Genomic DNA, 21,525 nt, shown 5'->3' with positions numbered 1-21,525 from the left:
CTCGACGGGCCGGCGCGGGCACGAGTGACGGGCCACAGCCGTGCTCAACCGCCGATGCGGGCGCATTGCAGGGCGGCGACGGTCCACTGCGGATAAGGTCGGGGCCTGATGCGGACGAAACAGGAGCTGGGCGAGGCCATCCGGCGCGACCGTCGGGCGGCGATGGTCGTCAACGCCCACTCCCGCCGAGGTCGCCACCAGTACGAACGGGCCTGCGGCCTGCTCACAGCGGCCGGCTTCGACCTGGTCGCGAAGCACCCGGTGGAACAGGTCGACCGACTCGAGTCCACCCTCGCCGAGGCCGCTGACCTTCGGCCGGACCTGCTCATCGCCGGCGGCGGCGACGGCACTCTCAGCGCGGCCGCGCGTCTGCTCGCCCACCGCGACATCGCCCTCGGGATGCTGCCGATGGGCACCACCAACAACTTCGCCCGCACGGTCGGCATCCCGCTCCGTCTCGACCAGGCCGTCGACGTGCTCGTCGACGGGACGGTGGTCGACGTCGACCTCGGTCTCGCCGGTGGCACCCCGTTCACCAACCACGTCGGCATCGGGCTCTCCGCCGACATCATGCTCACCACTCCGCCGCGCCTGAAGCGCCTCACCGGACGGGTGGCGTATCCGCTGACGGCGCTGGCTCTGCTCACCCGGCACCGGCCGCTGCGGGCCACCGTCCGGGCCGGTGGCGGCGAGCGCACGTACGTCACCCGCCAGTTGTACGTGGCCAACGGCGGATTCCACGCCGGACGGCCGATCACCGCGGACGCCGACGCGGACGACCGGCTGCTGGTCGCGTACCCGGTCGGTGGACCGAGCCGCCGCGGGCTGCTGCGGGACGCCGTCCGCAATGCCACGACCGGCCACCGGCGCACCTTGCACGAGGAGCCGTTCCTCGCCGTCGGGGAGCTGTGGGTGGACACCGACCGGCCCGCGGTGGTGGAGGTCGACGGTGAGTTGCACGGTCGTACACCGATCCGGATCGGGCTGGCCGCGAACGCGCTACGGGTGATGGCTCCGGCCGGGACGGTCGACCGCTAATCCACATCGCTTCGTCGAGTGGTTATTGCCAATGCATTAACCAGGCATGACGATTGATGGTCAGGGGGGCCCTTCCATAAGGAGGTTCTTCATGACCGAAGTGACTGAGGCCCCGGACGTCCGCTCCTATCCGCTGGGAAAGAGCCGTCCTCCGCTCGCCGTCGCCGACCTACCCGAACCCGAGGAAGTGTTCGGCGTACGCAAGCTCGGCCTTCCCCAGTTGTTCAAGTACGCACTGGGCCCGAGCTTGATCGCGCTCGGCATCTCGATCGGCAGCGGCGAATGGCTGCTCGGCCCGCAAGCGGTAGGGCAGTTCGGTTTCGTCGGGGTGGGATGGGTGATCCTCATCTCGGCCGTACTCCAGACGTTCTACAACATCGAGTCGTCGCGGTACGTGATGGCCACGGGCGAGGCGCCGGTCGTCGGCTGGGGCCGGGTGCCACCCGGCTACCTGCTCTGGGTGCCCGTGGGGGTGTTCCTGGTCATCTTCGCGTTCATCGCCGGCGGTTGGGCCGCGTCCGCCGGCCAGGGGCTGTACGCGCTGGTGCACGGCGAGGTGCCGCCGACCGGGGCCGAGGAGCCTCGACTGTGGGCGATCGCCCTCCTCGTGCTGGTGTTCCTGATGACCGCGGCGGCCCGGCGCATCAGCCGGACGCTGGAGCTGGCCAACTGGGTGATGGTGGGGACCATCCTGGTGGCGCTGCTCTTCATCGCGCTGCTCGTCGTGCCCGGCAGCCTGTGGTGGGAGGGCATCCGCGGGTTCGTCACCCCCGCGGCGCCGCCGGCCGGCATCACCGCCACGCAGCTCGGCGGGCTCGCCGGTTTCACCGCCCTGGCCTCAGGTCTGAACTGGTACGTCATGGGTCACTACCGCGACAAGGGCTACGGCATGGGCTACCGCACCGGCTACATCTCCGGGTTGCGGGGCGACCGGCGCGAACTGCTCGCCAGCGGGGTCACCTTCCCGGACGACCCGGCCAACGCGGCCCGCTGGAAGCGGTGGTACCGGCTGCTGCTCACCGACATGTGGGGCATCTTCTTCGTCGGCGCCATGCTGGGCATGCTGCTGCCCACCATCCTGATGGCCCAGGCGGTGCAACTCTCCGGCGAGGCGCCCACCACGGCGACCGTGCCCACGTTCGTCGCCAGCGCGCTCGAACCGGAGTACGGCCGCGGGATGTTCTACTTCATGCTGGTGATCGGCGTACTGATCCTGTTCAGCACGCAGCTCGGCATCTTCGAGGGCATGGTGCGGGTGACCACGGACGCCGCGCACGCCACCAGCCCTCGGTTGCGGCGCCTGATCGAGGGAGATCCGCGCCGGTTCTACTACCCGTTCATGCTCCTGCTACTGGCGATCATCGCGGTCGTCCTGCACCTGGCACTGCCGGTCAGCCTGGTGCAGTGGTCGGCGAACATGTCCAATCTCGGGGCCCTGATCTTCCCGTTCATGCTGATCTATCTGAACCGCCGGCTGCCGCGCGCCGCGCGTCCCCGCATCTGGCATTACGTATTGCTGCTCATTAATGTGATCTTCTTCGGGTTCTTCTTCATCAACTTCATCGCCGATTTCCTGGGCGATCCGCTTGTCACGTTCTGAACCACGCGGTCCCAGTGTCGACAGGGGCCCCTTGCCGATCGGTGGAAGCGATGGCACGGGGCCCCTCCCGGCAGACCCTTTCCAAAACCTCGGGCGGCGCGGCCGGGCGCGCCGCATAGACCGCCGGGACGCGGCCGGGCGCGCCGCGTAGACCGCCGGGACGCGGCCGGGCGCGCCGCGTAGACCGCCGGCGACGCGTCCGCGCGCGCCGCCCGGGTCCAGGTTGACGGGGCTGGTTCAGCGCAACAGGTCGCCGACAGGTCGGGCACGGATGGAGGCGTCGAGGATCTGGACGGTGTGGGCGACGGCGAGGCTACCGCCGAGGCGCCGCACGCCGGCGGCGATCTGCATGAGACAGCCGGGGTTCGCGGTGACGAGCAGGTCTGCGCCGGTGGCGAGCACGTCGCGGGCCTTGCGATCGCCCAGCCGCTCGGCGGGCTCCGGGTTGAGCACGTTCCACACCCCGGCCGATCCGCAGCAGATCTCGGGGTCGGCGATCTCGCGCAGCTCGAGACCCGGCACGGCGCGCAGCAGCTCGCGCGGCTGGGTCCGCACACCCTGAGCGTGTGCCAGGTGGCAGGCGTCGTGGTAGGCGACCGTCAACGGCAGCGGGTGGCGCGGCGCCACCGGTCCCAGCTCCGCGAGCAGCTCCGACAGGTCACGCACCGTGCCGGCGAACGCCGCGGCCCGCTTCGCGTACGCCGGGTCGTCGGCCAACAGCTCGCCGTACTCCTTGAGGGCGGAACCGCAGCCGGCCGCGTTGACCACGAAGTAGTCGATTCCGGCGGAGTCGAAGGCGTCGACCAGCGCACGGGCGAAACGCTGCGCCTCGGCCCGCCGGCCGTTGTGGACGCTGAGCGCACCGCAGCATCCCTGGCGTTCGGGGAGGATCAGCACGTCGCACCCCTCGGCGGCGAGGACCCGGGCGGTGGCCGCGTTCACCTCCGGGAAGAAGGATTGCTGCACGCAACCGGTCAACATGCCGACCGTCGCCCGCCGCCGCCCCTGCGCGGGCACCCGCGACGGGACCTCGCCGGCCGGCCCGATCCGGGGCGCCAGCGAGTCCAGGGCGGCGAGCGGCGGAGCCAGCCGCGGCAGCAGCCTACTGCGGCGGACGAGCCGCCGCAGGCCGCTGGCCTGGTACGCCCGCAGCGGGCCGCGCAGCAGGCGCAGCCGGCGCGGGTACGGGAAGAGCGCGAAGACGGCGGCGCGCAGCGCCCGCTCCCGGCGGGGCCGGCGATGCCGCCGCTCCACCTGCTGGCGGGTGTCCTCGATGAGCCGGTCGTACCGCACTCCGGACGGGCAGGCGGTGACGCAGGCCATGCAGCCCAGGCAGCGGTCGACGTGGGCGACCATCGACGGGGTGAGCGGCTCGCCGTCGAGTCCCTGCTTCATCAGGTGGATCCGTCCGCGCGGCGAGTCCATCTCCTCGCCCCACAGCACGTAGGTGGGACAGCTGGGCAGGCAGAAGCCGCAGTGCACGCAGTCCTCGACCAGGTCCCGCCGGGGTGGATGGTCGTCGTCGAAGGCCGGCTCGCCCGGCGCGGGGGCGACCGGCCCCAACACGTCGTGCGGTCGTCCACGCTGGGCGGGAACGTCGCTCATCTCAGATCCCTCCCACGAACCGGCCGGGCGCGAAGCGAGCTTCCGGATCGAACTGCGCCTTGACCCGGCGCATCAGGTCGAGCCCTTCGACCGGCCCCCACAGGTCGATGCGCTCCCGGACGGCAGGGGGCGCGGTCAGCACCACGAGGTGCCCGCCGGCCGTCCCCGCCTCGGCGCGCAACTCCGTGACGATCCTCGCCGCCAGCTCGGGTGCCGTGGCGGCCGGCAGGCCGCCGTAGAGCACGCCGGTGCCGGCCGAACCCCGGACGGCCAGCGGCACCCGGTGCCGGCGTGCCGCCTTGCCGACGGCAGCGAGCAGTCGTGGGACGCCGGAGAGGACAGTGGTGAGCTTGAGCCCGACGTCTCCGGGCCGCCACGGGTAGGACGACCACCAGTGGGGCGGTTCGTCGGCGGCGGTGGCCCCGCCGAGCAGCGCCACACCGGCGGCGGCGCGTTCCCGGACCCCCCGGGCGGTGCCCTCCAGCAGCACGGCGATCTCCGTACCGCCGTCGGGTGCCGCGTCGACCTCCAGGGCGCTCGGGACCAGCTGCGACGCGAGGACGGCGGCGGCGAGGCGGCCGGTCCCGGCGGCATCGGCGGTCCGGCGGGTCAGGAAGGTCCGCGCGGCCGGGAGCGGGTGCAGCCGGAACGCGCACTCGGTGACCAGGCCGAGCGTGCCGTACGCGCCGGTGAATAGCTTGCCGAGGTCGTAGCCCGCGACGTTCTTCACCACCTTGCCACCGGCGCGGGCCACCACCCCGTCCGGCCGTACCACGGTGATCCCGATCAGCAGGTCGCGGACCGTGCCGTACCGCATCCGGCGGGGTCCGCTGGCGTTCGTGGCCACCACACCGCCGATGGTGGCCGCCGCCCCGGGCGGCAGCGGCGTGTCGAGCGCGAGTTGCTGACCGGCGGGGGCCAGCTTCGCCTGGAGATCCACCATCGCCGTGCCGGCCCGGACCACGACGATCAGGTCACCGGCGGCGTGCTCCACGACGCCGGTGAGCCGGCCGGTGTGCAGCAGCAGGTCCAGGCGCTGCGGCGGGCCGGCCCAGTCCTGCCTGGTCCCGGCGCCGGTGACGACCACGGCCAGGTGCCGGGCGGCGGCCACGCGCAGCAGCGCGGTGGCCTCCTCGGTGGAGCCGGGGGCCGCGACGTACCGGGGCTGGACGCCGGCCACCGCGTCACCGGCCCCGCCGGGGCGCGCCCGGTCACCGCCGGCCGCCGCTCGGAGGTCGGCGAGGACGTCGTCGGGCATCAGAACACCTCCGCGAGACCGGCTTCCTGCAGCGGGTGGACACCTCTGCGCCGGCCGGGCACCTCGCCGCAGAGCCGAGGGGTCGGAAAGACCTTGCCCGGGTTGGCGAGGCCGCGCGGGTCGAAGGCGCACCGGAGCAGTTGCATCGTGTCGAGGTCGTCGTCGCTGTACATACGCGGCATGTGGCCGACCTTGTCCATGCCGACGCCGTGCTCGCCGGTGATGGAGCCGCCGTGCGCGATGCAGATGTCGAGGATCGCGCCGGAGACCTCCTCGGCCTGCTCGGCCTGGCCCGGCACGGCGTCGTCGAAGAGGACCAGCGGGTGCAGGTTGCCGTCGCCGGCGTGGAAGACGTTCGCGACCCGGACGCGGCGCTGCGCGGAGATCTCCGCGATGCGGCGCAGCACCTCGGGCAGCGCCGTACGCGGGATGACCCCGTCCTGGACGATGTAGTCCGGGCTGATCCGGCCGACCGCCGCGAAGGCGGACTTGCGTCCCTTCCAGATCAGCGCCCGCTCGGCGTCGTCGGCGGCGACCCGGATCTCACCGGCACCGTGCTCGCGACAGAGCCGCTCCACGTCGGTGAACTGCGCGTCGACCTCGGCGGCCGGGCCGTCGAGCTCGACGATCAGCACGGCGCCCGCGCCGGCCGGGTAGCCGCACCGCACCGCCGCCTCGGCGGCCTCGACGGCGAGCGCGTCCATCATCTCGATGGCCGCCGGCACCACGCCGGCCGCGATGATCGCGGAGGTCGCCGCGCCGGCCTGGTCGGTGCCGGCGAAGCCGGCCAGCAACGTACGCACCGACTCCGGCGAGCGGGTGAGCCGCACGGTGACCTCGGTGGTGATGCCCAGCGTCCCCTCCGAGCCGACGAAGGCGCCCAGCAGGTCGTACCCGGGCGCGTCGGGGGCGGCGCCGCCGAGCCGGACCAGGTCGCCGTCGGGGGTGACCACCTCCAGGCCGGTGACGTGGTTGGTGGTGAACCCGTACTTCAGGCAGTGCGCGCCGCCGGAGTTCTCCGCCACGTTGCCACCGATAGAGCAGACCTGCTGGCTCGACGGGTCGGGTGCGTAGTGGTAGCCGTACGGCGCGGCGGCCCGGCTGACGTGGAGGTTGATGACGCCGGGCTCGACGACGGCCCGCTCGTCCTGCGGCAGGACCGCCCGGATCGCGCGCATCTGGGAGGTGACGACGAGCACTCCCTCGGCGTGCGGCAGCGCCCCGCCGGACAGGCCGGTGCCCGAGCCGCGGGCCACGAACGGCACGCCGGCGTCGACGCAGGCGCGGACCGTCGCCGCGCACTCGGCCGCGGTGCGGGGCAGCGCCACGAGGGCGGGGATCACCCGGTACTGGGCGAGCCCGTCGCACTCGTAGGTGCGCAGCTCCTGCCGGTCGCTGATCACCTGGGCGTCGCCGAGCACGGCTCGCAGTGCCGCGCCGAGGGTGCTGATGTCCGTCGTGGTCATCGCCGACCTTCCGTCGCGGCCGCAGGTGTCAGGGCATCCGTTCGTACGCGGGCAGGGTGAGGAAGTCCACGAAGTCGTCGGCCACGGCGACCTCCATGAACAGCTCCCGGGCCGCCGTCCAGTCGGCCTGGGCACCGGGCAGTCTCGCCAGTTCCTCGTCGGCCAGTCGTTCGATCAGCTCCCGGTCGACCTTCTCGCCGGTGTCGTCGAGGGTGACGCCGTTGTGCAGCCACTGCCAGACCTGGGAACGGGAGATCTCGGCGGTGGCCGCGTCCTCCATGAGGTTGAAGATGGCCACCGCGCCGGTGCCGCGCAGCCAGCTCGCGAGGTACTGGACGCCGACGCTTATCGCGTTGCGCAGCCCCGCCTCGGTCTGCCGTCCGGGCGTGGCGGCGACGTCGAGGAGCTGATCGGCGGTGACCCGGACGTCCTCGCGGGTGCGGTCGAGCTGGTGCGGCCGGTCGCCGAGGACGCCGTCGAAGACCTCCCGGCAGATCGGCACGAGGTCGGGGTGGGCCACCCAGGAGCCGTCGAACCCGTCGCCCGCCTCGCGGGTCTTGTCATCGCGCACCTTCGCCAGTGCCGTCTCGTTGACCTGCGGGTCGCGGCGGCTCGGGATGAACGCGGCCATCCCGCCGATGGCGTGCGCGCCGCGCCGGTGGCAGGTCCGCACCAGCAGTTCGGTGTACGCGCGCATGAACGGCGCAGTCATGGTCACCGCGTTGCGGTCGGGCAGCAGGAAGTCCCGGCCCCGGGTGCGGAACGTCTTGATGACGCTGAACATGAAGTCCCAGCGGCCGGCGTTGAGCCCGGCGGAGTGCTCGCGCAGCTCGTAGAGGATCTCGTCCATCTCGAACGCCGCCGGGTAGGTCTCGATGAGCACGGTGGCGCGGATGGTGCCGCGTGGGATGCCGAGCCGTTCCTGAGCCAGCAGGAACACGTCGTTCCAGAGCCGCGCTTCCAGGTGGCTCTCCATCTTGGGCAGGTAGAAGTAGGGCCCGCTACCACTGTCGAGTTGACGCCTCGCGCAGTGGAAGAAGTAGAGGCCGAAGTCGACGAGGCTGGCCGAGGTGCGTTCGCCGTCGACCAGGATGTGCTTCTCGGTGAGGTGCCAGCCGCGCGGCCGGACCACGATGGTGGCCAGCTCGCCGTCGCGCAGGGTGTAGCGCCGGCCGTCCGCGGCGGTGTGGGTGAGTGTGTTCCCGATCGCGTCGCGCAGGTTGAGCTGGCCGCCGATCACGTTCTCCCACATCGGTGTGTTCGCGTCCTCCAGGTCGGCGAGCCACACCCGCGCCCCGGAGTTCAGGGCGTTGATGGTCATCTTCGCGTCGGTCGGTCCGGTGATCTCCACCCGCCGGTCGACGAGGCCGGGCGCGGGCGGGGCGACCTGCCAGTCGCCCTCGCGGACGTGCTTCGTCTCGGGCAGGAAGTCCAGCATTGCGCCGGCGGCGAGCGCGGCGACACGATCGGCACGCGCGGCGAGCAGCTCGCGGCGGCGGGTGTCGAAGGCGCGGTGCAACTCGGCCAGGAAGGCGAGCGCCGGTGGAGTGAGGATCTCGTCGTGGCGGTCGTGCCGGGGGCCGACGACCTCGACGCCTTCGGTCAGCTGCATGACACGCTCCTCGCCGTGGCGGGTGGCCGGGGATCGATCCACGGGAATTGCTGCGGTCGACTCTAGTTGCACCGGGGACGAACCGCGAGGGGCCGGCGCCGGAGGGATGCCATCGTCATCGATCATTGCCGGGGCGATTTCGGGCTGGCGGCCGCCGTCCGCGTTCCAGGTGACACCGGAGCGGCCCCGGGTGGAGCAAGCTGATTTCGCGGACACCGGTCCGCAGAACGGGCGGAGACATGGTGCAGCAATCCTCGGGCCCGCTGGCCGGCCTTCTCGTCGCGGACTTCTCCCGGATCCTCGCCGGCCCGTACGCGACGATGCTCCTGGCCGATCTCGGTGCGCAGGTCGTCAAGGTGGAGGGCCCGGACGGTGACGACACGCGTACCTGGATGCCCCCGACCCGCGACGACGTCTCGACGTACTACCTCGGTGTCAACCGCAACAAGCGCTCCGTCGTGCTCGACCTGAAGGACCCGGACGACCTCGCGGCCGCCCAGGAACTGGTCCGCCGCGCCGACGTGGTGATCGAGAACTTCCGCCCCGGGGGCCTCGCCCGGTTCCGCCTGGACTACGACACCGTCGCCGCCACCAACGAGAGGGTCGTCTACGCGAGCATCACCGGATTCGGCACCGGCGCCGGCGCGAACCACCCCGGCTACGACCTGATGGTCCAGGCGATCTCCGGTCTCATGAGCCTGACCGGCGAACCGGACGGCCCGCCCTACCGCGCCGGCGTCGCCGTCTTCGACGTGATGGCCGGGTTGCACGCGAGCGTCGGCATCCTCGCCGCCCTGCACCACCGCCGGCAGTCCGGCCGCGGCCAGCACGTCGAGGTGAACCTCCTCAGCTCCGCGCTGTCCGGGCTGGTCAACTACACCAGCGGCTACGTCGCCGGCGGCACCGTCCCGTACCGGATGGGCAACGCGCACCCCAGCCTCTGCCCGTACGAGCCGCTGCCCACCGCCGACGGCGAGCTGGTCGTCATCGCCGGCAACGACGGTCAGTTCCGCCGGCTCTGCCAGGTGCTCGACCTGCCGGACCTGCCCGACGACCCGCGCTTCGAGCGCAACCAGGACCGCACCGCCAACCGGGAACAGTTGCGGTCGCTGCTCGTCCAACGGCTCGTCCGGCGCACGAGGAACGAGTGGTTCCGGGAGCTGCTGGCCGCTGGCGTGCCGTGCGCACCCATCAACACCGTCGACGGCGGCGTTTCGCTCGCCGAGGAACTGGGGCTCGACCCGGTGGTCACCGTCGGTGGCGTGCCCGGCATCCGCCACCCCATCACCTTGTCGGAGACCCCGGCACAGTACGAGCTGCCACCACCCGGGCTCGACGAGCACGGCGAACAGATCCGTGCATGGCTGAGGAGCCGAGCATCCGGCATGTAGCAATCCTTCTTGACGATTCATCGATGTGTAGCTAAGTTTCGGCCATCCGGACTGAGAGGTCGTCGTCGATGAAGACCCGTCTCGCCATCGCTTCCGTCCTGGTCGCCGCCGTGGGCGCCACCGCCGCACCGGTCCCCGGCCGCGCCGCTGACCCACCGGAGCGATCCGGGGAGCACGGCTGGGTCACCTCGACGCTGCGGCACATGAGCCTTGAGCAGAAGGTCGGCCAGCTCTTCGCCACCTACGTCTACGGCGCTGACGCCACCGAGCCCAGCGCCGCCGACCGGGCCGCCAACCTCGCCGCGTTCGGCGTCGAGACCCCGGCCGAGGTGGTCGAGGAGTTCGCCCTCGGCGCGGTCTGCTACTTCTCCTGGTCACACAACCTGGACAGTCCCCGTCAGATCGCCACCCTCTCCAATGATCTGCAACGGGCGGCGCTCGGCCACGGCGGCAAGGGCGCGGTGCCGCTGCTCATCTCCACCGACCAGGAACAGGGCGTGGTGCTGCGGATGCCCGCACCCGCCGCGCAGTTCCCCGGTTCGATGGCCCTGGGCGCGGCCCGGTCGCCGCAGGCCGCACGGATCGCGGCGGAGGTCACCGGACGCGAACTCCGCGCGGTCGGCATCCGCCAGCCGTACGCCCCGATCGCCGACGTCAACGTCAACCCGGCGAACCCGGTGATCGGCGTCCGGTCCTTCGGGGCCGACCCCACGCTGGTGGCCGAGCTGACCGGGGCGCAGGTCACCGGATTCCAGGCCGGCGCCGGGGTGACCTCGGTGGCGAAGCACTTCCCCGGCCACGGCGACACCGCCACCGACAGCCACACCGGCCTGCCCGTGATCAACCACAGCCGGGCGGAGTGGGACCAGATCGACGCGCCGCCGTTCCGGCAGGCGATCCGGGCGGGCGTGGACTCGATCATGACCGCGCACATCGTGGTCCCCGCACTCGACCCCTCCGGTGACCCGGCCACCCTGTCGCCGCGCATCCTCAACGGCGTACTCCGGGGCGAGCTCGGCTTCCGCGGCGTCATCATCACCGACGCGCTCAACATGGCCGCCGTACGGCAGCGGTACGGCGACGAGCGGGTTCCGGTCCTGGCGCTCAAGGCCGGCGCCGACCAACTGCTCATGCCGCCGGACCTGCGGCTGGCCCGGGACGCGGTGCTGCGCGCCGTGTCGAGCGGCGAGCTGACCGAACGACGCATCGACGAGTCGGTCCGCCGCATCCTCACCCTCAAGCACCGGCAGGGCCTCGCCCGCTCGCCGCTGGTCGACGCGGAGAAGGCGGTACGCATCGTCGGGGCGCCGGAACACCTCGCCGCGGTCACCCGGGTCACCGACCCGACCCTCACGGCGGTCCGCAACGACGCCGGGCTCCTGCCCCTGCCCCGGACGGACCGGTCGGTGCTGGTCACCGGGTGGAACACCGCCGCCTTCACCCCGATCGAGACGGTCGCCGCCGGGTTCACGGCGCGCGGGGCCCGAGCCACCGCCCGACCCGCCACCTTGCCGTCGGACGCGGTGATCGCCGCGACGGCCGCCGAGGCGGCCGGCCACGACCTCACCGTCGTGCTGGTGAACAAGGCGTGGGACACCACGATCACCGACCCGCGTGCCAGTCAGCAGCGACTCGTCGCCGCGCTGCTGGGCACCGGCAAGCCGGTCGTCGTGGTGGCGGTCCGCGACCCGTACGACGTGGCGTACCTGCCGGGGGTCGACGCCTACCTGGTCACGTACTCGTACACCCGAGCGGCGATGGACACCCTGGTCCGTGCGCTGCACGACGAACTGTCCCCGCGGGGACGGCTGCCCGTGACGATTCCGACGCCCGACGGGTCAGCCGTGCTGCACCCGTACGGCCACGGCCTGACCTGGTAGGAGGAGCCATGCCGCACCGCAACTCCGGAGCCGGTCGGCGGCGGGCGGTCACCCTCGGCCTGGCGGTGGCCGTCCTGGCGGCCGCGCTGCCGTCCCAAGCCGCCGCCGCTCCTGTGGACACCGGTGACGGGACGGCACACGCGGAGTCCGCCTCCGCACTCGGGTCCGGTGGCACCTCCGCGCTCGCCCGACCGCCGGCCGGGGCCGAACCGCCCACCGTGACGCCCGCCGACGTCCGGTTCCGGCACGACACGCTTCGACGCGGCACCGCGCACGAGGTCGGCCTGTCGCCGGAACCGGTGGGGCGCATCCCCGCCGACCTGGCGGCGTACCTGGAACCGACGCCGGACCATCCCGGGTACCCCGCGTACGCCGGCGCCGTCGCGCTGGCGGCCAAGGACGGCGTCATCGTGCAGCACACGGCGGTGGGCACGGCGGTGCGGTACAGCGCGGTGGGCGCGCCGCCGGACCTGGCCGGGGTGGAGCTTCCCGCCGACCAGCAGATCCCGATGCGCCCGGACACGATCTTCGACCTGGCGTCGGTGTCGAAGCTGTTCACCACGATCGTGGTCATGCAGCAGGTCGAACGGGGGCGGGTGTCACTTGACGCACCGGTCGCCCACTACGTCCCCGAGTTCTCGGCCGGCGGCAAGGCCGAGGTGACCGTCCGGATGCTCCTCACCCACACCTCCGGGCTGCCCGCGTTCGCACCACTGTGGAGCAGCTACCCGACACCGACCGAACGGCTCGCCGCGGCTCTTGCCACACCGCTGGACGCCGGCGCGACACCCGGCAGCCGGTACGTCTACTCCGACCTCGGGCTGATCGCGCTGGGCGTGCTGGTGGAACGGGTCGCCGGCCGTCCCCTCGCCGACCTGGTCCGCGACGGTGTCACCGCACCCCTGGGCATGAACGAGACCGGCTACAACCCGGCACCGCAGCTGCGCTCCCGGATCGCCGCCACCGAGTACCAGCCGTACGCCGGACGAGGCATGGTCTGGGGTGAGGTGCACGACGAGAACGCCTGGTCGCTCGGTGGGGTGGCCGGTCACGCGGGAGTCTTCTCGACCGCGGCGGACCTGGCGGTGCTGTGCCAGTCGCTGCTCAACGGGGGCGAGTACCGGAACCGGCGGATCCTGCGTCCGGAGACGGTACGCGCCATGCTGGTCAACTACAACGCCCCGCTCGAGACGACGTACCCGGAGAGCGACCGCGGGCTCGGCTTCGAGCTCGACAAGCACTGGTACATGATGGGCCTGTCCTCCCCCGTCACGTTCGGGCACACCGGCTTCACCGGCACGTCCCTGGTGGTGGACCCGCTGTCCCACTCGTTCGTGATCCTGCTCAGCAACCGGGTACACCCCGACCGAGGCTGGGGCAGCAACAACGTGGCCCGCCGCGCCGTGGCGCGCGACCTCGCGGAGGCGATGCCGGTGCGGCCCAACTCACGCGAGGCGTGGCGGGCGGATCCGCGCGACTCGGCGACCGTCACGCTCACCGCGCCGCTGCGTCGGCCGGCGCACGGCGGCACGGCCAGCTTCCTGTTCTGGTACGACACCGAGCCGCGGTTCGACAGCGTGCGCGTCGAGACCTCGGTCGACGGCGGCGTCACCTGGGCGCCTACGACGCTGGTGCTGAGCCGAAGCGGACAGCGCTGGAGCAGCGACGGCACGGTCACCGGCTACGGTGGCCGGGTGTGGTGGCAGGTCATGGCCGAGCTACCCGAACACGCCACCCACCTGCGGTGGAGCAGCAGCACGGACGTCTCGAGCCAGGGCCGAGGGGTTTACGTCGACCGGATCGTCGCGGCGGACGGGAACGGGCTGCTGTTCCACGGTGAGGGCACCGACGCGGCACGGCTGCTCGCCGACGGGTGGTCGCCGGCGCGCAGCTGAGCCCGTCTTGGCGTGCTCCGCACGGCACCGTGGCCGGTACGTCACCGGCCGGTCGCCCACCATCTCCGCCCACCCGGCCCACCGGGGGCGGTCGGGCGACCGGCTCGGCGGGCCGGTGTGCGGGCCGAGGGCAAATTAGCTGCAAGCCGGCGGCCACCCCGCACGACCGTTCGGCAACGCAATGCCTGGCCAATCCTCCCTCGTATCCACGGCCGACAGAAATGTATACAACGAGGCCACGGAGCAACGATACCGGCGCCACGACGCGCCCCGGCCGTCAACCGATTATTGAGTCAGATGCTGATTCATCGCTCAGTAGTCCGGGGCAGAATCTGAATGCACCCGATCCCGGAAATTCGCCGCTGCACGGCGGGTTGGCGGCGGCAGTGAACCAACGTACTCGCTGGTAGCTGTAACCGACGCCCCCAGACCGGGCACAACCAAGCCATAAAGGACAAAGGTTTCCTGTCAAAACTCGGCCACCTTGTCATGAACATGACAATGCCGAGATCGCGAGCCATGGGACTCAATTTATGAATGCCTACGTGCAAATATTCTTAACCGAACCGAGATAAAGCCCCGCTAGGGTCACTCCGCAGATTGATCTGCGTCATCAAGAAACCATCCCGGTATCAGTGGGGAAACCGGAAGAGGTGGGGAATGCGGGGGATCCCGGTCGCATCCATGGTCATCGGTATCGCTTCCGCGCCGGCCGCGCGCCGGCAGCTCGCGCAACTGCTCGGCGGCACGGAGGCGTTCCTGATCGTCTCGAGCGTCGACCAGGCGAGGGAATTTCTCGGCGGAGCCGAGACGCCGACCACCGAGGCGGACGTCCGCCCGGTAGAGGCCGTGCCGGTCGACGGCGCGCCCGGTGCCGCCGCGGCGGCACCGGCACCGGCACCGGCACTGACGGTCGACTCGGACCGGCGGGTGGCGCGCTGGCTGGACCGCGAGATCGAGTTGACGCGTCTGGAACACGACCTTCTGCTTTGTCTCATGGGCGCGCCCGGCCGGGTCTGGACCTACGAGCGGCTGCACCTCAAGGTCTGGGGCAACAAACACCTCGGGCGCGGCTCCGACATGCACTCGGTGGTGCGCCGGATACGACGGAAGCTCGCCACGCTGGACGCCTCGGCGACCATCGACTCCGTCCGCGGAGTCGGCTTCCGGCTCGCCTCCGCCTGACCGGACAGGCGTCCCGACCGCCGGACAGCCACCGCAGCCCGACGTTGAGCCCTCAGGCACAGCATCCCGCAGGTTGTGCCCTCGCCCGGAGGGCGATCCACAGCACGCCGTGCGGCGGGTCCAGAAAAGGGGTCCGGCCCGCCTGGGAGGACCAGGCGGGCCGGACGTCGTGCATCAGCGGTGACGCGTCAGCACTTGGTGGGAGACAACGCGAAGTCCTCCACCGTGGGCGTGGTGGTGTTGATCTTCGTCGAACGAGTCTGGGGCTTCCAGCCGTCCTTGGCGACGATCATGGTCAGCGGGTTGTTCCGCTTGTCGAGCCAGTAGGCGTACTTACCCTCCGCATTGGTGGCGAGGGTGAGCGAGCTCGCCCACGAGTCGATCTGGACGGTCACGCCGTTCAACGGAACGGCACCGTCCCTGCAGCTGTTCCCGGTGACCGTACCCATCAGCTTGCCCCAGGTGTTCGGAGCCTGCGCGGTCATCGCCACGGTCACCGGAGCCACCGTGTACGGGGTGTTCTCCTTGATGGTGACCTGACCGGTGTAGGTGCCCGGCTGGTCGACGTTCGCCGTCATCCCGACGGTGACCGTCACCGCCTCACCCGGCGCCAGCGTGACCTCGGACTTGTCGATCGTCAGCCAGCTGACGTCGGCGCCGCCGACGGCGCACTCCTCGAAGCCGGGCAGCACCTCGCTCTCCTGGGTAGCGGTGAAGCCACCCGAGGAGCCGCCGACCTTGTAGAAGCCACACGCCGCACCACCGCGGTACCGCGGGGCGTTGGCGTTCGGCAGGTTCTCCCAGGACCCGGTGCTCGGGTCGAAGGCGAAGCCGGCGTTGGTGACCGCACCAGCCTGCACACCACCGACGACCAGCAGCTTGCCGTTGGCGACAGCGAACGACGAGGCCCACTGGTCGACCGGCGCGTCGGCGATCGGGCTCCAGGCGTTGGCACCCGGGTCGAAGACGTAGCTGGCCTTGTGCGCGGAGCCACCGTCGTTACCGCCGGTGCAGTAGATCATGCCGTCGATCCCGCCGCAGGAGGCGAACGCCACCGACTTCGGGTACTCGGGCAGGGTCTCCCAGCTGTCGCCGGCCGGGTCGTACCGGACCACCGTGCTCGACATCGGCGTGCAGGCCGAGCTCGTGCAGCCGCCGATGGCGTAGAGCTTGCCGTCGGCGATCGCCTGCCCGGCCGCCGCGCGCGGCGCCGGGTTGTCGGCGAGCTGGCTCCAGGTGTTGGCGTCCGGGTCGTACGCCCAGGTGGTACCGGACGGGCCGGCAGCCGCCCAGCCACCGGTCGCGATGATCTTCCCGTCGAGGACACCCACCGTCAGGGCGTTGCGTGCCTCAGGAAGATCGGCGATCGGCGACCAGGTCTGGGCGATCGGGTCGTACACGAAGTTCTTCGTGCTGGACGCGAAGCCGTCACCACCACCGATCGAGTACACCTTGCCGTCGAGGTTCACCACCCGGTTGTCCATGACGACTCCCGGGTAGGCGGGCAGGTTCGTCCACGGGTCGGCCTGGGGGCCGGCCGCGGTGGCCGCCGTCGACGACTTGCCGGAGGCCGTGGCGGCGAACGAGGTCGCCACCTTCAGCCGCTGCTCGGGCGCACCCTCGGCGCCGAGGATCTGCTGCCGGCTCACCCGGGACCCGTCGGCCCGCTGGAGCTCGAAGCCGGCGTCGCGCTCACCGAACGCGACGTCGACCGGCGCGCCGCCGGTGTTGGTCACGGTGAACGTCTTGCTGACCTTGCCGCTGGGCATCTTGGCGGTGCCGCTCAGCGTGCCCGGGGTGACGGACAGCTGGCCGGCGTTGAGCTGGAAGTTCGTGCCGGTCGCCCAGTCGGCCTGGACGTCGACGTTCTTGCTCTGGCTGACGTAGTTGCCGGCCTTCGCGGTGAACTTGTGCGTGCCGGTCAGCGAGGAGAACATCCAGTAGAAGCCGTCCTCGAGACCGGTGTCGTCCGGAGTCGCCATCGTGGTGGCCTTCTCCGCCGGCTTGTCGACGCTGGTGACCGTGGCACCGTTGACGTACCCGCCGGTGTTCTTGTCACGGACGTGGCCGAAGACCAGAGCGCCGTTGGTCGGCTCGCAGGTGACCTCGCTGCCGATGAGCACGTTGTCGACCTGCCACCACCACTCGTACGCGGCGTCGTAGTAGTGGAACCGCACGCGGACCTGCGACTGACCCGCGGCCTGCGGGATCGCCACCTCGGTCACCCGCGGGCCGGCGACCTCGTTCGTCTGCTTGAGAACGTTCGTCCAGGTCTGACCGCCGTCGAGGCTGAGGTCGACGTCGGCCTTCTCCGGGCCGAGCCAGTTGAAGTCCTGGTTGAACCGGATGACCGGCGCCGCGACGTCACTCAGGTCGACGACCGGGCTGACCAGCGAGGTGTCCTGCTGCCCGCTGCCGCCGTAGCGGTCGCTGTCGACGATGGCGAAGCCGCCGTTGCCACCGGTCTGGTTGCCCCGGTTGCCGTCGTCGGTGAACTTCCAGACCTGGCCGTTGCCCAGGTGGTCCACGACCTCCCAGCCGCTCGGCGTGCCCGTGCCGGTGAAGGTCTCGTACTCACCGTCGGAGCCGTACTCGTAGCCGGGCGCCGTCGCGCACGCGTCCGCCTTCGCGGGCACGGCGACGTTGGCGGTGACGTTGCGCGAGGCGACGACGACCTCCTTCGTCACCGTCTCGTAGCCCGGGTAGACCGACTCGACCTTCAGGCTGTAGGTCGCCCCGGCCGGAACCTTCAGGCTGTAGCGGCCGTTGGCGGGCGCGGTGTAGTCGGACAGGCCCGACGGGCCGACGACCGTGACCTTGGCGTAGAGCGGCCAACCGTGCCCGGAGCCGTCGGTGACGGTACCGCTGATGTTGACGCTCGGCATGGCGTCGAGCGCGACGTTGAGCGTCGTGGTCGCGTTCGGCGTGATCGTCGCGGTCACCGTCTTCTGCCCGTAGCCGAAGGCCGAGACGACGGCCTGGTAGTCACCGACCGGCAGCAGGGAGGAGAACTTTCCGTCCGCGGCGGTGGTGAGCTGCCGGTCGGCCGGACCGGTCAGGACGACGGAGGCACCCGGGATCGGAGTGCCGGTGCCCGCGTCGGTGACGGTACCGGTCACGGTGCCGGTGTCGCCGATCGGCGCGGAGTTGAGCAGCGCGAGCGCGTCGAGCCGGCCCTCACCCCACACGTTGTTGTCGTCGGTGGTGCCACCGCACTGCGCGTCGTTGGTGTCGACGGCGGTGTTGTCGAGCAGGTCCCGGGTCGCGTCGATGTCGCCGACCATCCCGGGCGCCGCCGACCAGAGCAGCGCGATCGCGCCCGCGAGGTGCGGAGCCGCCATCGAGGTGCCGCTGATGCTCGCGTACCCGTTGCCGGGCACGCTGGACCGGACGTTCACGCCGGGCGCCGAGATGTTCGGCTTGATCCCGCCGTTCTGCCCGGCACCACGCGACGAGAAGCCGGCGATGTTGTTGTTGATGTCGTACGCGCCGGCCGAGTAGTTGCTCTCCAGGCTGCCCGGCGAGCCGCTGGTCTGGCAGCCGGGGCCGCTGTTGCCGTTGGAGAAGACGCCGAAGATGCCCGACGCCGTCCAGGCCAGGGTCACGTCCTCCATGAACGGGTCGTTCGACGGCAGGACGGTGCCCCACGAGTTGTTGACGATGTTCGGCCGCTTGGTGACGTCACCGTTCTGACCGTTCAGGTCGGTCGGCTCGAGCATCCACTGGCCGGAGTTGATCAGCGCGGCGTCGCTGGGGCAGCAGCCGTTCGCCGCGATCCACTTGACGCCGGGGGCGACGCCGATCTGGTTCGCCCCGCCGTCGGAGCCGGCCATCGTGCCCATGGTGTGGCTGCCGTGGCCGTCGCCGTCACAGGGGGCGGTCGCGCAGGTGCCGGCGGCGTTGAACCAGTTGTAGTTGTGGTCGAACGTGCCGTCGCCGTTGTTGCCCCGGTAGGAGTTGACCAGCGCCGGGTGGTCGAACTGGACGCCGGTGTCGATGTTGGCGATCGTGATGCCCTCACCGGTGACGCCGTACTGGGACCAGACGTCGTCGGCGTTGATGTTGGCGATGCCCCACTCGAGGGCGTTCACGGCCTTCTCGGCGTCCCCCTTGGTGGTCTTGGGGATCTGGTAGGCGACCGGGGCGTAGAGGGCCTCGACCTCGGCGTGCGCGGCCATCTTCTGCGCCAGCCCCAACGAGCCGCCGCTGACCCGGATCGCGTTGGTCGCCCAGAAGGACTGGTACTTCGCGCCCGTGCCGTTGAGTTCGGCCTTGACCTTGGCCTGGCTCTCCTCGGCGGTCTTCTTGAGGGCGGCGACCACTTCGGCGCCCCGCTTGTTCCAGTCCTTGTTCTGGCTGGCCTGGCTCAGGTCCGCCCGGTTCTTGAAGCGGATCCAGAAGTCGCTCTCGACCTTGCCCTCGAGCTGCTTCGTGAGTTCCGGACGGATCTTGTCCGCCGGAGAGGGCGCGCCTGCGCCGAAGCCGCCTGATGCGGCCTGGGCGCCCGATCCCGTGGCGGCGAGCGCGGTGGCGACGAGAACCGTCGCCGCGCCGGCGCTCACCAGGGATCTGGCGACGCGCGTCCAATGTGGACGTCTGAACATTCGGTGTTGCCTCCTTCAGGACGACCCAGGGGGTTGAATGGGCCATGGTGAAGGTGCAGGACGATCGTCCCCGTCTGGATACCGGTTCGGACGATCCCCTCCAAGCCCCCCCATGCACCGCGCGGGTCACGCCGGTTGCCCGGTTGGACACTATGATCGAGATGAATGGACGATCAAGCACATGCGGTGAGCAAGTTGTCACTAAGAGCTTGTTGGCGGCGGTTTGACGCCTGCCAACAATTGTCACGACCAAGATCAATGCGGGCAGACACTGCCCGTCAGTCCCGGGATGGGTACGGTGGGCGAGGTCGACGAGATTGCTGTGCCGGACGGTCCTGATCCGGCCGAGGAGCTGTATCCGCTGGTCATCGCGGTGGCGCCGTCGCCTGCCGAGCGACTGCGGCTCGCGGAGCGCCTCGACGGCGCCGCACCACTGCTGCTGGTGGCCGATGTCGACGAACTGCGTCGGTTGATCGCGGTCCCGCGCCAGCTGCCTGGCGTGGCGCCGGCGCCACCCACCCCGCCCGATCCGGTCGACGACGCACTGCTGATCGACTCAGCCCGGTCCACCGTGCGCTACGGCGAGCAGGAGATCGCGCTCACCCGGCTTGAACACGATCTGCTGACCTGCCTCACGGCGGAGCCGGTGCGGGTGTGGAGCTACGCCGAGCTGCACCGGGCGGTCTGGCGCGACGAGGGCCTGGAGCGCCGGGCGGACATCCAGTCACTGGTCAAGCGGCTGCGCCGCAAGCTCGGCGAGCTCGGCACCGGCGTCACCATCGACGCGGTACGCGGCGTCGGCCTCCGGTTGACCGACCACCGGCAACCACGGGTCGGCGGCGGCTGACGTTGCCTTTTTCAGGCAGCCGTTACCCAGCCGGCGCGCGTCACCGCTCGAAGGCCAGCGGGGACGCGCCCGCCTTCGCCGCGAGCAGAGGTGAGTGCCTCCGGAGGTGACGGACCTGCCATTCGAGCGTCGGCAGCGAGTCGACCCGCCTGACTCCGCCGTAGTGGCACGCGAGCAGATCCTTCATCCCGATGAACAGCCACGCCCAGAACGCCGGCCGCACCAACGCCCATTCGCCGTCCGACAGAGGGCGCACCTCGTCGTAGCCCCGCAGGACGTCGTCGTGGTAGCCACGCCAGGACAACGCGAAGTCGGCCACCTGGTACGTGTGGTGGGTTCCCTCGAAGTCGACGACGCCGGTCAGCCGGCCGTTGTCGAACAGCAGGTTCCAGGGAGCGAAGTCGCCGTGGACGACGCTGCGCGGAGCGTTCCCGACGGGATTGTCGGTGAACCATCGCAGCGCCGCGTCACGGTACGCCCGCAGCGCTCGCCCCTCGTCCGGGCGGGCAGCCTCGTGCACGCGCAGCCAGTGGTCCAGCACCGGGTCGCGCACCAGCTCCGCCGGGCCGGTGAACCCGCGCCGCTGGTCGACGATGCCGGTGGCCGCTGCGGACGCGTGGAGCTCGGCGAGCAGCCTCCCCCGAGCGCGCTCCTCGGCGGGCCTGCCCGCGTCGGTCGGGTTCGGCGATCGGCCGGGGAGGCGATGGAAGAGCACCCACGCGCCGCCGGCCACGGTCACCGGTTCCTCGGCGAGCTCCGGGGTCGGCCACCCCTGGGCGCGCAACGCCGCCGCCACCCGCAGCGTGTAACGCCAGTCGGGAAAGCGCTGCGGATGGAGGTGTTTGACCACGAACGGCTCACCACCGCGGGTGACCGCCCACGTCCCCGTCCCGCGGTGCCCGAGCGCCGGCCCGGGCGTCAGTCGCCACCGCGCGCACACCTCGCGGTCGAGGCCCTGCTCCGCCGGTGTTCCGTTCACAGCGCCCCTGCTCCGCCCCGGCTCGGTCACCATCGCACTCCCGTCCCTGATCCGGCGCGTCCGCGGACGGATGCCCGCGGACGTACCGCTCACCCGCATGCCGTTCGTTGCCTGGTACTCAGCATGCCGACATTGATAACGATGAGTTTACATGTAATGATTAAG

The 21,525-nt window shown here is 71.1% G+C and carries 13 protein-coding genes; 7 read left to right on the top strand and 6 right to left on the bottom strand.

Translation table 11 applies throughout. The annotated features are described in order from the left end of the window. The first annotated feature begins 108 nt into the window (after positions 1 to 108). Positions 109 to 1,038 carry a diacylglycerol/lipid kinase family protein gene (locus tag BXA10_RS18270; RefSeq protein WP_076471595.1) on the top strand — a complete coding sequence of 310 codons (930 nt, stop codon included), beginning with the start codon at positions 109 to 111 and terminating at the stop codon, positions 1,036 to 1,038. A 91-nt stretch (positions 1,039 to 1,129) separates the two neighbouring features. Then, entirely contained in the window at positions 1,130 to 2,638 is a 1,509-nt protein-coding gene (locus BXA10_RS18265) for an Nramp family divalent metal transporter (protein WP_076471594.1), read from the top strand. 237 nt (positions 2,639 to 2,875) lie between these two features. On the opposite strand, the gene BXA10_RS18260 is transcribed toward BXA10_RS18265, so the two are convergent. The 4 genes from BXA10_RS18260 to aceB are packed head-to-tail and all read right to left on the bottom strand — an operon-like array spanning position 2,876 to position 8,579. Beyond that, positions 2,876 to 4,243 (bottom strand): (Fe-S)-binding protein, encoded by a 1,368-nt coding sequence (locus BXA10_RS18260; RefSeq protein ID WP_076471593.1) that lies wholly within the window; start codon positions 4,241 to 4,243, stop codon positions 2,876 to 2,878. A gap of 1 nt (position 4,244) precedes the next feature. Further along, the gene (locus tag BXA10_RS18255) at positions 4,245 to 5,501 is read right to left on the bottom strand and encodes an FAD-binding oxidoreductase (RefSeq protein ID WP_076471592.1); all 1,257 of its coding nucleotides are present in this window, start codon (positions 5,499 to 5,501) and stop codon (positions 4,245 to 4,247) included. Then, the gene (locus tag BXA10_RS18250) at positions 5,501 to 6,967 is read right to left on the bottom strand and encodes an FAD-linked oxidase C-terminal domain-containing protein (protein WP_076471591.1); all 1,467 of its coding nucleotides are present in this window, start codon (positions 6,965 to 6,967) and stop codon (positions 5,501 to 5,503) included. Before BXA10_RS18250 ends, BXA10_RS18255 begins: the two co-directional genes overlap by 1 nt. A 28-nt stretch (positions 6,968 to 6,995) precedes the next feature. Next, positions 6,996 to 8,579 carry a malate synthase A gene (gene aceB, locus BXA10_RS18245; protein ID WP_076471590.1) on the bottom strand — a complete coding sequence of 528 codons (1,584 nt, stop codon included), beginning with the start codon at positions 8,577 to 8,579 and terminating at the stop codon, positions 6,996 to 6,998. Between the two features lie 239 nt (positions 8,580 to 8,818). Here aceB and BXA10_RS18240 point away from each other — a divergent pair, with 239 nt between their 5' ends. The 4 genes from BXA10_RS18240 (at position 8,819) to BXA10_RS18225 (ending at position 14,930) form a co-directional block, all read left to right on the top strand. Beyond that, positions 8,819 to 9,970 carry a CaiB/BaiF CoA transferase family protein gene (locus BXA10_RS18240; protein ID WP_139338037.1) on the top strand — a complete coding sequence of 384 codons (1,152 nt, stop codon included), beginning with the start codon at positions 8,819 to 8,821 and terminating at the stop codon, positions 9,968 to 9,970. A gap of 68 nt (positions 9,971 to 10,038) precedes the next feature. Continuing rightward, positions 10,039 to 11,850 carry a glycoside hydrolase family 3 protein gene (locus BXA10_RS18235; protein WP_076471589.1) on the top strand — a complete coding sequence of 604 codons (1,812 nt, stop codon included), beginning with the start codon at positions 10,039 to 10,041 and terminating at the stop codon, positions 11,848 to 11,850. 8 nt (positions 11,851 to 11,858) lie between these two features. Continuing rightward, a complete protein-coding gene (locus BXA10_RS18230) occupies positions 11,859 to 13,745 on the top strand; it encodes a serine hydrolase domain-containing protein (RefSeq protein WP_084752965.1) in 1,887 nt (628 codons plus the stop codon). Between the two features lie 660 nt (positions 13,746 to 14,405). Then, positions 14,406 to 14,930 (top strand): winged helix-turn-helix domain-containing protein, encoded by a 525-nt coding sequence (locus tag BXA10_RS18225; protein WP_076471588.1) that lies wholly within the window; start codon positions 14,406 to 14,408, stop codon positions 14,928 to 14,930. A gap of 188 nt (positions 14,931 to 15,118) precedes the next feature. On the opposite strand, the gene BXA10_RS18220 is transcribed toward BXA10_RS18225, so the two are convergent. Then, positions 15,119 to 19,534 (bottom strand): S8 family serine peptidase, encoded by a 4,416-nt coding sequence (locus BXA10_RS18220; protein ID WP_076471587.1) that lies wholly within the window; start codon positions 19,532 to 19,534, stop codon positions 15,119 to 15,121. A 289-nt stretch (positions 19,535 to 19,823) separates the two neighbouring features. Between BXA10_RS18220 and BXA10_RS18215 the strand changes: the two genes are divergently transcribed. Beyond that, positions 19,824 to 20,381, top strand: a complete 558-nt coding sequence (locus BXA10_RS18215) for a winged helix-turn-helix domain-containing protein (RefSeq protein ID WP_076471586.1) — start codon at positions 19,824 to 19,826, stop codon at positions 20,379 to 20,381. 40 nt (positions 20,382 to 20,421) lie between these two features. On the opposite strand, the gene BXA10_RS18210 is transcribed toward BXA10_RS18215, so the two are convergent. Continuing rightward, positions 20,422 to 21,360: a phosphotransferase enzyme family protein gene (locus BXA10_RS18210; RefSeq protein ID WP_076471585.1), complete on the bottom strand. Its 939-nt coding sequence runs from the start codon at positions 21,358 to 21,360 to the stop codon at positions 20,422 to 20,424. Between the last annotated feature and the right edge of the window lie 165 nt (positions 21,361 to 21,525).

It is taken from the genome of Micromonospora avicenniae (assembly GCF_900156065.1).
GTDB classification, from domain to species: domain Bacteria; phylum Actinomycetota; class Actinomycetes; order Mycobacteriales; family Micromonosporaceae; genus Micromonospora; species Micromonospora avicenniae.
This window is presented reverse-complemented; position numbering and strand designations above follow the sequence as displayed.

Excerpts from the sequence above, each read along its gene's own strand:
- BXA10_RS18270 (WP_076471595.1), top strand. The coding sequence starts at position 109 with ATGCGGACGAAACAGGAGCTGGGCGAGGCCATCCGGCGCGACCGTCGG.
- BXA10_RS18265 (WP_076471594.1), top strand. The coding sequence starts at position 1,130 with ATGACCGAAGTGACTGAGGCCCCGGACGTCCGCTCCTATCCGCTGGGA.
- BXA10_RS18260 (WP_076471593.1), bottom strand. The coding sequence starts at position 4,243 with ATGAGCGACGTTCCCGCCCAGCGTGGACGACCGCACGACGTGTTGGGG.
- BXA10_RS18255 (WP_076471592.1), bottom strand. The coding sequence starts at position 5,501 with ATGCCCGACGACGTCCTCGCCGACCTCCGAGCGGCGGCCGGCGGTGAC.
- BXA10_RS18250 (WP_076471591.1), bottom strand. The coding sequence starts at position 6,967 with ATGACCACGACGGACATCAGCACCCTCGGCGCGGCACTGCGAGCCGTG.
- aceB (WP_076471590.1), bottom strand. The coding sequence starts at position 8,579 with ATGCAGCTGACCGAAGGCGTCGAGGTCGTCGGCCCCCGGCACGACCGC.
- BXA10_RS18240 (WP_139338037.1), top strand. The coding sequence starts at position 8,819 with ATGGTGCAGCAATCCTCGGGCCCGCTGGCCGGCCTTCTCGTCGCGGAC.
- BXA10_RS18235 (WP_076471589.1), top strand. The coding sequence starts at position 10,039 with ATGAAGACCCGTCTCGCCATCGCTTCCGTCCTGGTCGCCGCCGTGGGC.
- BXA10_RS18230 (WP_084752965.1), top strand. The coding sequence starts at position 11,859 with ATGCCGCACCGCAACTCCGGAGCCGGTCGGCGGCGGGCGGTCACCCTC.
- BXA10_RS18225 (WP_076471588.1), top strand. The coding sequence starts at position 14,406 with ATGCGGGGGATCCCGGTCGCATCCATGGTCATCGGTATCGCTTCCGCG.
- BXA10_RS18220 (WP_076471587.1), bottom strand. The coding sequence starts at position 19,534 with ATGTTCAGACGTCCACATTGGACGCGCGTCGCCAGATCCCTGGTGAGC.
- BXA10_RS18215 (WP_076471586.1), top strand. The coding sequence starts at position 19,824 with ATGGGTACGGTGGGCGAGGTCGACGAGATTGCTGTGCCGGACGGTCCT.